This window comes from Polaromonas sp., assembly GCF_029945925.1.
In the GTDB taxonomy this organism is placed as follows: Bacteria; Pseudomonadota; Gammaproteobacteria; order Burkholderiales; family Burkholderiaceae_C; genus Polaromonas.
Map to the genome: position 1 here is coordinate 1 of NZ_JAQSDN010000070.1, position 12,586 is coordinate 12,586.

Sequence of the window (12,586 nt, forward strand, 5' to 3'; positions counted from 1 at the left end):
CACAGATCGCCGCATCAACCGCCCTTCAGGCTCATACCTGAATTGGAAAATACTATTGCCAGGATCAATTTGAATAAAAGAAAAAAGCTATGGATCAATTGCAATTGATAATTATTCTCAAGAACTTCATGCCAGCCACCGGCAGGCCTGCACTTGGCAGGCCCAAAGAGTTACGTTATAGTAAATGCATTATGAATAGGTGAATTTGAAACCTTGCTCACCCAAGGCGCGCAAACACCCGAACCCACCCAATCCGGAGATCGCCATGGCTGCCCAGATGACCGCCCCCACCCTGCGCCCCGCCACCTCGCCGCTGCCGGCGCCCGCAGCGGTGCAGCAACTGCACCACTACGCCTACCGCGCCAGGGACGCCGAGGAAACCCGGCATTTCTACGAGGACATCCTCGGCCTGCCGCTGTACCACATCATCCAGAGCGACTACGTTCCGAGCACCGGCGAGTACTGCCCCTACACCCACTTCTTCTTCCGCCTGCAGGACGGCTCCTTCATCGCATTTTTCGATCTTGGCAATGACGAAGCAGCCCTGCCCTCGCCGAACACGCCGCTGTGGGTCAACCACATCTCGTTTCGCGTTGACACCGTGGCCGACCTCGAAGCGATGAAGGCGCGCCTCGAAGCCGACGGCATCGAAGTGCTGGGCGTGACCGACCACCACATCTTCAAGAGCATTTATTTCTTCGACCCCAACGGCGTGCGCCTGGAGCTGACGGCGCAGCTGGCCGACGAGTTCCAGATGCTGGAGGAAAGCAAAACCGCCCACGCGCGCCTAGCGGAATGGACGGCACGCAAGCAGCAGTGGCGCAAGGACAAGGCGGCCGGCCAGGCCGCCGAAGCCCTCAAGCCGCAACAAAACGACAGGCCGGAGTTCGGCGGCAAACCCGCCGCCTGACGCCCACGTCTACTATTATTTTGATAGCTGCCTGCGCCCGTCCGACAAGGGCCAGGCCCCAAAAACACTGAAAACAGATCAATGCCGGGAGCGAGACACGCCATGCTGGAGACACCACCTGCCTACGCCCGGACGGCGTTCACCAACGGTTATGAGTTCACCCAGGGCACGGGTTACGCCCTGCCTGAATACCCTTTCGTGGCCCCGCCCGAACTCGGCGCGAAGCAACTCAGGCGCCATCCCATCGTCATCGTCGGCGGCGGCATCACCGGCCTGAGCCTGGCCTGCGCGCTGGCGCGTTACGGTGTCGAGGCCGTGCTGCTGGACGAAGACAACACCGTGGGTGTCAAGGGCGCCTCTTCGCGCGGCATCTGCTACACGCAGAAATCGCTGGAGGTCTTCCACCGCCTCGGCATCTACGAGCGTATTGCCGCCAAGGGCGTGCAATGGAGCGTAGGCCGCACCTTTGCTGGCGACGACGAGGTCTATTCCTTCGACCTGCGCCAGCAGAGCAACTTCAACCTCTCGACCCAGCCGCCCTTCATCAACATCCAGCAGTTCTACATCGAGGGCTACCTGGTCGAACGCATCTACGAACTCGGCCATGTGGACCTGCGCTGGAAGTCGCGCGTCACCGCCTTCACGCAGAACGCCGATGTCGCCACGCTGACGGTGGAAACGCCCGCGGGCAGCTACCAGATCGAAGCCGATCATGTGATCGACGCTTCCGGCTCACACACGCCCTTCCACGACTGGGTGGGCGCCACCATGCAGAACAAACGCGGCGATGACCGCTGGTGCATCGCCGACGTGCGTTTTTCCAAACATCCGCCGGTCGAGCGCCACACCTGGATCGAAGCACCGTTCAACGAAAACCGCGCAGTCTGGCAGCACCTGATGGCCGACGACGTCTGGCGCATCGACTACCAGATGGCGCCGAATGCCGATCCCGACGCCGTGAGCCGCGAAGACGTGGTGCGCGAGCGCCTGCAGCGCCAGTTCGGCAAGGACGTCGAGGTCGAGATCGTCTGGGTGGGCCCCTACGCCTACCGCAGCCGCTGCCTGGACCAGCTGCGCGTGGGCCGCGTGTATTTCATGGGCGACACCGCAAAAATCGTCAGCCCCTTCGGCGCGCGCGGCGGCAACACCGGCGTGGCCGATGCCGACAACCTGGCCTGGAAGCTAGCCGCCGTGCTGCGTGGCCGTGCCAGCGCCACGTTGCTGGAGAGCTACAACGCGGAGCGGCTCGAAGCCGCCCAGCAAAACGTGCAGGTCACCAACCGCACCGCTCGCTTCCTGCGGCCGGCGGACGGCATGGAGCGCTGCTTTCGCACGGCCGCCATCAGCCTGGCAAAACAGTACCCGTTTGCGCGCTCCCTGGTCAACACCGGCCGCATGGCGGTTGCCAACACCTACACACGTTCGTCCATCTGCGACAACACCGGCGGGCAGTCGGTGCAGAACGTCGCCTTCCGCTGGGCGGACGGCTCACAGGGTGCGGTCAACGACCTGCTGCAGTGGGCCGACGGCAACCTGCTGGTGCTGGTGTTCGGCGAACTGCCGGCCGCCGGCCTGCAGCGCCTGCGGCAGCTCGCACAACACGCCCCGGTGCGCAGCGTACAGGTGCTGGGACCGGACGACCGCGCGCAGGCGCGCGAACATGTGCGCGACATCAATGCCCGGGGCACCGGCCATTTGCAGGGCGCCTGCCATGTGTTTGGCCACGCCTGGGCGCTGGTGCGGCCCGACGGCTACCTGGCCGCCACCGGCGAGGCGGTGGACGGCCAACTGGTCGCTGCTGTCGAAAAAACCCTCGGCCTGCGCTGAATCCGGAAAGACCTCCCATGAAAACCGAAGCCGCCATCAAGACCGCCCCCAATTTCCAGGATGCGGATGCGTTTTACGAGTGCCTGCTCGACGCCCACCAGGGCCTGAGCCGTGAGCAGTCCGAGCTGCTCAACGCCCGGCTGATCCTGATCCTGGCCAACCAGCTGGGCGACACGCCGCTGCTGCAGGCCTGTATCGCTGCTGCCAGGCAGATCGACACCGCCTGAAGCGGCACAGGCTGAATGAGGGCCCCGGCCCGGCCGGTACAGCGAGTCGAATAAAATCAGGGCAGTACCTCCAACCCAAGGCGGCATCCCGGCGATGCCGTTTTTCATTGCCCCATGACCGCCTCTGCCCCCCCCACGCCCGCCAGCCCCGCTCCTGCCGACACCCCAACGCCCCGGGTGACAGTGCCCACGCCCGGCCTGGACAGCCTAGCCAAGTCCTTCGAACCCGCGGCGATTGAACGCCAGTGGGGCCCGCTCTGGGAAGACAGCGGCATGTACGAACCGACGCTGGACGCGGCCAAGCCCTCGTTTTCCATCCAGCTGCCGCCGCCCAATGTGACCGGCACCCTGCACATGGGCCACGCCTTCAACCAGACCATCATGGACTCGCTCACGCGTTACCACCGCATGAAGGGCGACAACACGCTGTGGGTGCCGGGCACCGACCATGCCGGTATCGCCACGCAGATCGTCGTCGAACGCAAGCTGCAGGGCGAAGGCCAAAGCCGGCACGACCTGGGGCGAACGAAGTTTGCCGAGAAGGTTTGGGAGTGGAAGGAAGAGTCCGGCACCACCATCACGCGCCAGATGCGCCGCATGGGCGACTCGGTGGCCTGGAAGCATGAGTACTTCACGATGGACCCCAAGATGTCCAAGGTCGTCACCTCGACCTTTGTGCAGCTGTATGAGCAGGGCCTGATTTACCGCGGCAAACGCCTGGTCAACTGGGACCCGATCCTCAAATCCGCTGTCTCGGACCTGGAAGTTGAAAGCGAAGAGGAAGACGGTTTTCTCTGGCACATCTCTTACCCGCTGGCCGACGGTTCGGGGTCGCTGACCGTGGCGACGACCCGGCCTGAAACCATGCTGGGCGACGTGGCCCTCATGGTGCACCCTGAAGATGAACGCTACCAGCATCTGATCGGCAAGCTGGTGAAGCTGCCGCTGTGCGACCGCGACATCCCGGTGATTGCCGACGACTACGTGGACAAGGCCTTCGGCACCGGCGTGGTCAAGGTCACGCCGGCGCACGATGCCAACGACTACGCGGTCGGCCAGCGCCATCAGCTGCCCATCATCGGTGTACTCACGCTTGATGCAAAGATCATTAATAACTATGTTTCCGCCGCAGGCGAAGGGTGGGAAAAATATGTAGCCTCACGTGAAGGTGGCGGGAAAATCGGTCCAGCGGGATCTGGTCATCCGTTGGCAATTGATGTGGGCATTCCCCAGCATCTCCAAGGCTTGGATCGTTTTGAAGCACGTAAGCAGATCGTCAAGGATCTCGAGGCCTTGGGCCTGCTGGTCGAAGTCAAGAAACACAAGCTCATGGTGCCGCGTTGCGCCCGCACCGGCCAGGTCATCGAACCCATGCTGACCGACCAGTGGTTTGTCGCGATGACCAAGGTCAGCGACAAGGACCCGACCGGCAAGTCCATCGCCCAAAAAGCCATTGACGCGGTGGACAGCGGCGCCGTCAAGTTTGTGCCCGAGCAATGGGTCAACACCTACAACCAGTGGATGGGCAACATCCAGGACTGGTGTATCTCGCGCCAGCTCTGGTGGGGCCACCAGATTCCGGCCTGGTACGACGAGGACGGCAAGGTCTATGTCGCTGAAAACGAAGCCGCGGCACAGGTCCAGGCGCCGGGCAAGACCCTGACGCGCGACCCCGACGTGCTCGACACCTGGTACTCGTCGGCGCTGGTGCCCTTCTCCTCGCTCGGCTGGCCCGAGAAGACGAAAGAGCTGGACCTCTTCTTGCCGTCCAGCGTGCTGGTCACCGGTTACGACATCATCTTCTTCTGGGTCGCCCGGATGATCATGATGACCACGCACTTCACCGGCCAGGTGCCCTTCCACCACGTCTACATCCACGGCCTGGTGAAAGACGCGCAGGGCAAGAAGATGAGCAAGTCCGAAGGCAATGTGCTGGACCCGGTGGACCTGATCGACGGCATCGAGCTGGCACCGCTGCTCGACAAACGTTCGCAGGGCCTGCGCAAGCCGGAAACAGCACCGCAAGTGCGCAAGAACACCGAAAAGGAATTCCCGGCGGGCATTCCGGCCTACGGCGCTGATGCGCTGCGTTTCACCTTTGCCTCACTGGCCAGCCTGGGCCGCAGCATCAACTTCGACAGCAAGCGCTGCGAGGGCTACCGCAACTTCTGCAACAAGCTCTGGAACGCCACACGTTTCACGCTGATGAACTGCGAAGGCCAGGACTGCGGCCTGAGCGAGCACACGAAAGAGCAATGTGCACCGGGCGCCGAATTTCACAACTACCTGACGTTTTCGCAGGCGGACCGCTGGATTGCCTCGACCCTGCAGCGCGTGGAAGCCGACGTGGCCAAAGGTTTTGCCGAGTACCGCCTGGACAACGTGGCCGGCAGCATTTACCAGTTTGTCTGGGACGAGTTCTGTGACTGGTACCTGGAAATCGCCAAGGTGCAGATCCAGCATGGCAGCCCCGCCGAGCAGCGCGCCACCCGCCGCACGCTGATCCGCACGCTCGAGGCCATCCTGCGCCTGGCGCACCCGGTGATTCCCTTCATCACCGAAGAGCTCTGGCAAAAGGTCGCACCGGTCGCCGGCCTGAAAAAAGGCGCTTACATCGCCCAGGCCACCTACCCGCAAAGCCAGCCCGGCAAGATCGATACGTTGGCTGAAGCGCATGTCGCCAAGCTCAAGACCCTGGTCGATGTCTGCCGCAACTTGCGCGGTGAAATGAAGGTGTCACCTGCTGCGCGGCTGCCGCTCTTCGTGATCGGCGACACCGCCTTCATGCGCCAGTCCGCACCGGTGATCAAGGCGCTGGCCAAACTCAGCGAAGTCAGGGTGTTTGACAGCGAAATCGAATGGGCGGCTGCTGCGCAGGCTGCGCCGGTGGCGGTGGTGGGTGAGGCGAAAGTCTGCCTGCACATGGAAGTGGATGTCGCAGCCGAGAAGGCACGCATAGGCAAGGAGATCACCCGCCTTGAAGGCGAACTGGTCAAGGTCCAGGCCAAACTCGCCAACGAGGCCTTTGTGGCCAAGGTGCCGCCGGCCGTCCTGGAGCAAGAGCGCAAGCGGCTGACGGACTTCACCGCCACGCTGGAAAAACTTCGCGAGCAGCTGGCCAGGCTCAACTAACACCGAGCAAGGAGGATCCGTTCAAGCAGGGGCCGCGGGTCCGGCTTTGCCGGCCCGCAGGCGCAGCGGCCCCCTTGGGGGGCAGTGAGCTACACGCAGTGAGCGAACGTGGGGGCCACGTCCTAGCGGGCCACGAACCCCGGCTCAGACCATTGGGAAGGCGACACGGCGCCGGGCAGCTCCAGATCCATGGGTGCGCTGAGCACGGAATCTGCGTTGCGCTGTTGCCCGGCCATGATGGCTTCATGCATGCGGTGTGCCACATACCAACTGGAGCGCAGGCGTGCTTCACGGGTGTGCGAACCAAGGCGTGGCGTGATGAACAGGTTTTTCAGCCCCTGAACGGGTGAGCCTTCGCGCGTGAAGTTGTCCTCGGCGCCGTCCAGAATGCAGGCTTCGATGCGGCCATCACACAAGGCGGCGGCCAACGCGTTTTCATCAAACAGCGCGCTGCGGCTGATGCCTACCCACAACTGGCCGTGCTTGCAGGCGGCCAGCAGCTTCTCGTTGACAAAGCTGCGAAAGCGCTCGGCGTAAAGCATCTGGACCGACACCGCATCCGCCTGGCTGACCAGTTCGGTCAGGGTCACCGGCTGGATGCGCAGGCGCTCCCAGATCGGCGCGGTATGGTGAACCGCGGGGTCATAACCGATCAGGCGCACGCCCAGGCCGGTGAGCATGCCGGCCAGCGTGTGCGCGGTCGGTGCCAGCCCGAGGATGCCCACCGTGCTACCGTGCAACTCGCGGCCCATCTGGGTGCTGGGGTGGCGCCGCCCCATCAGGGCCGACACCACACCACGCCGGTACAGCAGCAGCAGGCTGCTCAGCAGGTATTCCGCGTTGGAACGCACATTGGCGCTGCTGGCATGAATGACCTTGATGCCGCGCTCCTTGCAGGCCTCCAGGTCGGTGTTGTCGGTGCCCACATGCAGGCGGCCGACGGCCTTGAGCTTGGGCATGAAGTCAAGAAACTCACGGGTCACCACCGTTTGACGCGGGAACACGATGCCGCGGCTTTTGTAAGCTGCCTTGCGCAGCACCACCATGTCGTCCGCAAGCTCGGGACGGTATTGCACGGTATGCCGGGTTTCGAGCCAGGCCATGGCTTCTGGAACCAATGCATCAAGAAGTAAGATGTCCACGTAGCGTCCTGTTTGCTGTTATTCTTTTTCGTCATGCTTCTGACTCTGTGTCAGTAACGCAACACTCTAGTTCCATTCCCGAGCCAAGTAAATGAAAAAAGTCACAACTTTAAAGAAGGCGGTTTTCCCCGTCGCAGGCCTCGGAACACGGTTTTTACCCGCCACCAAAGCCCAGCCCAAGGAAATGCTGCCCGTTGTGGACAAGCCGCTGATCCAGTACGCGGTCGAAGAAGCCTATGCGGCCGGCATACGCCACATGATTTTTGTGACAGGACGCAATAAGCGGGCCATCGAAGACCACTTCGATACCGCCTATGAGCTCGAGACCGAACTCGAAGCCGCGAAAAAGCACCACCTGCTGGAAATAGTCCGCTCGATGAACCCTGGCGACATGGATTTTTCCTATGTTCGCCAGCCGCGCTCGCTGGGTTTGGGCCATGCGGTACTGTGCGCTGAACACCTGGTCGGTGACGAACCTTTTGCAGTGTTGCTGGCCGATGACCTGATGGTCGGCGAGCCCCCGGTCCTGGCGCAGATGGCCGCCCAATTCGAGCAAGTCCAGCAATCGATTCTGGCGGTGCAGGAAGTGCCGCTGGAGCACACACGGCGCTACGGTATCGTGGCCACCGAGCCCGTGGTCGATGGCCTGATGAAAGTCATCAAGATGGTGGAAAAGCCGGCGCCGGACGTGGCGCCCTCACGCATGGGGGTGGCAGGACGCTACATCCTGACGCCTGCCGTGTTCAGGCACATACGCAGCCAGCCTACCGGCGTGGGCGGAGAGATTCAGCTGACCGATGGTATTGCCGGACTGATGGGCGAAGAAAGCGTCTACGCTTTTCAGTACGCCGGCAAACGGTATGACTGCGGCAGCAAGGAGGGTTTCCTCGAGGCCACCGTCGAACTGGCCCTGCAGCACCCTGAAGTAGGTGCCCATTTCAGAAACTACCTGGAAAACCTGCAGATCGGCTGGTCGGGCCAGGAACGCAGAAAACCGCATTGAGCGGTTGACTGCGATTTACTGATATTCAGCGGCGCTTGAGCACGTGGGTGAAGTCGCCGCCTTCGGCCTGCTGCTCCACCAGCTCGTTGCCGGTCTGCTTGGCAAACGCCATGAAGTCGCGCGTTGAGCCGGGGTCGGTCGAAACCACCCGGAGCAACTGGCCGCTGCTCATCTCGGCCAGGGCCTTTTTGGCCTTCAGGATAGGCAGGGGGCAATTCAGGCCGCGGGTGTCTAGCTCTTTGTCGATGTGCATGCGTTTGTCCTTGGATACCCTGATTTTAAGCAATTCCTGCGCTGGCACCGGCTTACCACGCCGCACACCTGCAGCCTGCCCGGGCATTGCCCAATTGCTACAAAAAGAATAGCTGTCTGCGCCCGGACAGCATGGGCCCGAGGCCAATTTCTTGTAAAATCCAAAAACAAACCCCCCGGTCCTGCGGGGCAAGCCGGGGGTCTGGCGCCGGAAAAAATCCCGCGCGTGTGGCTTATTTCATGCCGAATTTCGCCTTGGCATCGTTCAGGCAGGCATCCTTGGCATTGCCTGTCATGGCATCGCAACGCTCCTTGGCGGCCTGGTACTGGGCATCATTTTTGTCAGCGGCTGCGTCTTTTTTGGCATCTGCCATGGCGCCGGCCTTGTCCTTGTTGGCATCGGCACTGACCTTGCTGACCTTGGCATCGGCCTTGGCTGACGTGCGGGCGGCTTTGGCGTCTTTCACGCAGACGTCCTTCGCATTGCCATTCAGGTCATCGCATTTTTCCTTGGCGACGTCGTAAGCGGCATCGGCCTTGGCATCTGCCACCTTCTCGGTAAGGCGGGGGCTGGGCTTGTACTGGGCTTCAAGTTCGGCTTTGGCAACTTTTTCCGCGCCCTTGGCTTCAGCCTGGCAGATATCCCTGGCGTTGGCCGTCAGGGACTTGCACTTGTCTCGGCTGGCCTTGTAGTCAGCCTCGATGCGGTCTTTCTGCACTTTGTGTTCGTCCTTGGTCAGTGCCATGGCGTTTCCGGCAAAGGCACAGGACACGGCGAGCGTGAGCATGATCAGTTTCGATTTCATGGTGATTTCTTCCTGGATGATGTGATGTATTTTTCGAACGGATTCCCGGACCAACAACCCGGTCCGCACTCAATAACGTTCAAAAAAGCCGGTCGGGTTGCGTTCCTGAAAGGCATCCAGCTGTTTTTCAGCCTCGTCCCTGTCAATGCCGTGGCGCTCCTGGATCCGGCCCAGCAACTGATCGCGTTTGCCGGCAATGATGTCGAGGTCGTCATCGGTGAGTTTGCCCCACTGCTCCTTGACTTTGCCCTTGAACTGCGTCCAGTTCCCCTCGATGCGATCCTGGTTCATGGTGACTCCTTTGGTGAATGTGTGTCACGCGGCTGCTTGGCCATGCGACAGGGAAATTCACTGTAAAAGTACCGTCTGCAGCGTCAGGTAGGCACACGCGGGCGATGGGCGTAGGTGCCTGCCTACACCCCAAGCTGAACGGGACAGTGCCTAAAACGCAGGCTGTCTAACGCGCGCGCAGCGAGCGGCCCAGCAGCAGCACAGGAAACAGACCGACCAGGACCAGGACCAGGGCCGGCAGCGCTGCCTCGCCCAGGCGTTCGTCGCGGGCCAGCTGGTAGGTCACCACGGCCAGCGTGTCGCTGTTGAACGGGCGCAGCACCAGGGTGGCAGGCAATTCCTTCATCACATCGACAAACACCAGCAGGGCGGCTGCCCCGATCGACCGCTTGAGCAGCGGCCAGTGCACCCTGGCCATCAGGGCGGCACCGGTGGTGCCCAGCATGCGCGCACTGTCGTCGAAACTGACCGGGATGCGCGAGTACCCGCTTTGCACGGACTGCAGCGCCACGGCGGTGAAGCGCACCAGGTAGGCCCAGACAATGCCCAACGCCGTCCCCGTGATCCAGTAACCCGCGGAGGTTTGCGGAGCCACGGCCTGCAGCCAGCCCACAGGCAGCAGCAGGCCGACCACAATCACGGCGCCGGGCACGGCATAACCCAGGCTCGCCAGTTGCGCAGCGACCCGTGTCAGCCAATGGGGCTGGCGGCGCAGCGCGAAGCTCAGGCTAAGTGCCACACCGGTGGCCAGCACGGCGCTCAAGCCGGCCAGACTCACGCTGTTGAGGGACCAGCGCACAAACTGCGTCCAGGGCAACTCGCTCCAGCCGGCCACCAGGGGACGCAGCATGAACAGCACGGGCAGGACAAACCCGAGTGTGATGGGCAGTGCACACAAGATCCACGCCAAACCGGCCCGCAGGCCGTGCAAGGGCGTGGGCGCAGCGTCGGCAGCCCCGGCGCGGCCCCCGCGGCTGCCGGCAAAACGCATGCGTTTTTGCGCATGGTGCTCGATTCCCAGCAGCACCGCCACCACGAGCAACAGGACCGTGGCCAGCTGCGCAGCCGCCAGCCGGTTGTCCATGGCCAGCCAGGCCTTGTAGATGCCGGCGGTGAAGGTCTGGATGCCGAAATAGCTGGATACGCCGAAGTCCGCCAGCGTCTCCATCAAGGCCAGTGCCACGCCGGCCGCCACGGCAGGACGGGCCAACGGCAAGGCCACCTCCCGAATGCGGCGCTGCAGTGGCGCGCCGAGCAGGCGGGCGGCTTCCATCAAATGCACGGCCCGCTCGGACAGCGCGGTACGGGCCAGCAGATAGACATAGGGATACAGCGTCACCGTGAAAACCAGCACCGCACCGCCCAGGCTGCGAATTTCTGGCAGCAGACGCCCCTGCCAGCCAAAGCTCGCGCGCAGCCAGCTTTGCAGGGGTCCGGCGTATTGCAGGAAGTCGGTGTATGCGTAGGCCACCACGTAGGCCGGCATGGCCAGCGGCAGGAGCAGCGCCCAGGCAAAAAACCGCCGCCCCGGAAACTCGAACAGCGTCACCGCACAGGCCGTGCCCATGCCGATCAGCGCAACGCCGCCCGCCACGGCCAGACACAGCAGCACGGACGTGAAGGCGTATTCCGGCAGAACGGTTTGCAGCATCTCCCGCAGGATGGGCAGGGACTGGCTGTCGAGTTCAAACCACGACAGCATCACCGCCAGCACCGGCAGCGTGAGCACCACCATCAGCAGGAACAGGGGCACGGATGAAAGAAAGCGACGAAGCATGGAGTCCCGGGAAAAAAAGCCTCTGCTCACGCCGCATGGCGGATACCTGATGCAGACGGCGGGCCGCACATCAGGCGAGTGCAAATGAGAATTGTAAGCATCTACAATTGCACCCATGTTCCTGGAACTTTCCCACTTGGTGGTGCATTACGCGGGCCGCTCCAGCCCGGCTGTCGGCGGCGTGTCCCTGGGCCTGCGCACCGGGGAGATCGGTGTGCTGATCGGGCCTTCCGGCTGCGGGAAAACCACCCTGTTGCGGGCCGTCGCCGGCCTTGAGCAGGCCCAGGCCGGCAGCATCTCGCTGGCACAGGAAATCGTCAGCAGCGGCAAGCTCCATGTGCCTGCAGAACAGCGGCGTATCGGCATGGTGTTTCAGGATTACGCCCTGTTCCCGCACCTCGACGTGGGCCACAACGTGGCCTTCGGGTTGACGCACCTGAAACCAGCGGAGCGCCAGCAGCGCGTCAGCGAAGTGCTGGACATGGTCGGCTTGGGCAAGGCCCAGAAACGTTACCCGCATGAATTGTCGGGCGGTCAGCAACAACGTGTGGCGCTGGCGCGCGCGCTGGCCCCCCGGCCGCGCCTGCTGTTGCTGGACGAGCCTTTTTCCAACCTGGATGTGGATTTGCGCGAACGCCTGGCGCAGGAGGTGCGCGCCATCCTGAAGCTGGCCGGCGCCACGGCGCTGTTTGTCACCCACGACCAGCTCGAAGCCTTTGCCATCGGCGACCGTATCGGCGTCATGCATGAAGGCCAGCTGCACCAATGGGATGAGGCTTACGAGCTGTACCACCGGCCCGCAACCCGTTTTGTGGCCGAGTTCATCGGCCACGGCGTGTTCACCCGCGCCCAGCTGAGACAGCGGGACCACAACGTGGTGGTCCACACGGCACTGGGAGACCTCAGCGGCCTGCTGGAGTGCCCCCTGCCCAGCGCCTACCCCGACGGCATCTGCGACGTGTTGCTGCGCGCCGACGACATCGTGCATGACGATTCAGCGCCGGTGAAAGCACAAATCCTGCGCAAGGCTTTCCGCGGCTCGGAATTCCTCTACACCCTGCAGTTGCAAACCGGTGAAACCGTGATGGCGCATGTACCTTCGCACCACGACCATGCGCTCGGTGAATGGATCGGCATTCGCGCTGAAGTCGACCACGTCGTGACGTTCCAGCGCGACGAACACGCGCCCGCCGCCGCCTCTGACAGTTAAGAACTTGTT

11 protein-coding genes are annotated in these 12,586 nt (G+C 62.8%); 6 read left to right on the forward strand and 5 right to left on the reverse strand.

Going from position 1 to position 12,586, the window contains the following annotated elements:
- Positions 1–265 precede the first annotated feature (265 nt).
- The 4 genes from PSV40_RS22320 to PSV40_RS22335 all read left to right on the forward strand — a co-directional run bounded on the left by PSV40_RS22320 (position 266) and on the right by PSV40_RS22335 (position 6,096).
- On the forward strand, positions 266–910 hold the full coding sequence (locus PSV40_RS22320; RefSeq protein ID WP_300542066.1) for a VOC family protein: 645 nt from the start codon (positions 266–268) through the stop codon (positions 908–910).
- An 81-nt stretch (positions 911–991) separates the two neighbouring features.
- On the forward strand, positions 992–2,737 hold the full coding sequence (locus PSV40_RS22325; protein WP_300542068.1) for an FAD-dependent oxidoreductase: 1,746 nt from the start codon (positions 992–994) through the stop codon (positions 2,735–2,737).
- 17 nt (positions 2,738–2,754) lie between these two features.
- Positions 2,755–2,964 (forward strand): DUF2783 domain-containing protein, encoded by a 210-nt coding sequence (locus PSV40_RS22330; protein WP_293593702.1) that lies wholly within the window; start codon positions 2,755–2,757, stop codon positions 2,962–2,964.
- Positions 2,965–3,078: 114 nt separating this feature from the next.
- A complete protein-coding gene (locus PSV40_RS22335; protein WP_300542071.1) occupies positions 3,079–6,096 on the forward strand; it encodes a valine--tRNA ligase in 3,018 nt (1,005 codons plus the stop codon).
- Between the two features lie 122 nt (positions 6,097–6,218).
- Here the strand turns inward: PSV40_RS22335 and PSV40_RS22340 are convergent, their stop codons facing one another.
- Positions 6,219–7,238, reverse strand: a complete 1,020-nt coding sequence (locus PSV40_RS22340; protein WP_300542073.1) for an NAD(P)-dependent oxidoreductase — start codon at positions 7,236–7,238, stop codon at positions 6,219–6,221.
- Between the two features lie 91 nt (positions 7,239–7,329).
- Between PSV40_RS22340 and galU the strand changes: the two genes are divergently transcribed.
- The gene (gene galU / locus PSV40_RS22345; protein WP_300542075.1) at positions 7,330–8,241 is read left to right on the forward strand and encodes a UTP--glucose-1-phosphate uridylyltransferase GalU; all 912 of its coding nucleotides are present in this window, start codon (positions 7,330–7,332) and stop codon (positions 8,239–8,241) included.
- A gap of 25 nt (positions 8,242–8,266) precedes the next feature.
- Here the strand turns inward: galU and PSV40_RS22350 are convergent, their stop codons facing one another.
- The 4 genes from PSV40_RS22350 to PSV40_RS22365 all read right to left on the reverse strand — a co-directional run bounded on the left by PSV40_RS22350 (position 8,267) and on the right by PSV40_RS22365 (position 11,367).
- Positions 8,267–8,494, reverse strand: coding sequence for a sulfurtransferase TusA family protein (locus PSV40_RS22350; RefSeq protein ID WP_096671316.1), 228 nt, complete (start codon positions 8,492–8,494; stop codon positions 8,267–8,269).
- A 232-nt stretch (positions 8,495–8,726) separates the two neighbouring features.
- A complete protein-coding gene (locus PSV40_RS22355; RefSeq protein ID WP_300542077.1) occupies positions 8,727–9,299 on the reverse strand; it encodes a hypothetical protein in 573 nt (190 codons plus the stop codon).
- A 69-nt stretch (positions 9,300–9,368) separates the two neighbouring features.
- A complete protein-coding gene (locus PSV40_RS22360; protein WP_300542078.1) occupies positions 9,369–9,590 on the reverse strand; it encodes a CsbD family protein in 222 nt (73 codons plus the stop codon).
- A gap of 166 nt (positions 9,591–9,756) precedes the next feature.
- The gene (locus PSV40_RS22365; RefSeq protein WP_300542080.1) at positions 9,757–11,367 is read right to left on the reverse strand and encodes an iron ABC transporter permease; all 1,611 of its coding nucleotides are present in this window, start codon (positions 11,365–11,367) and stop codon (positions 9,757–9,759) included.
- Positions 11,368–11,482: 115 nt separating this feature from the next.
- On the opposite strand from PSV40_RS22365, the gene PSV40_RS22370 reads away from it, so the two are divergent.
- Positions 11,483–12,577 (forward strand): ABC transporter ATP-binding protein, encoded by a 1,095-nt coding sequence (locus PSV40_RS22370; protein WP_300542082.1) that lies wholly within the window; start codon positions 11,483–11,485, stop codon positions 12,575–12,577.
- Positions 12,578–12,586 lie beyond the last annotated feature (9 nt).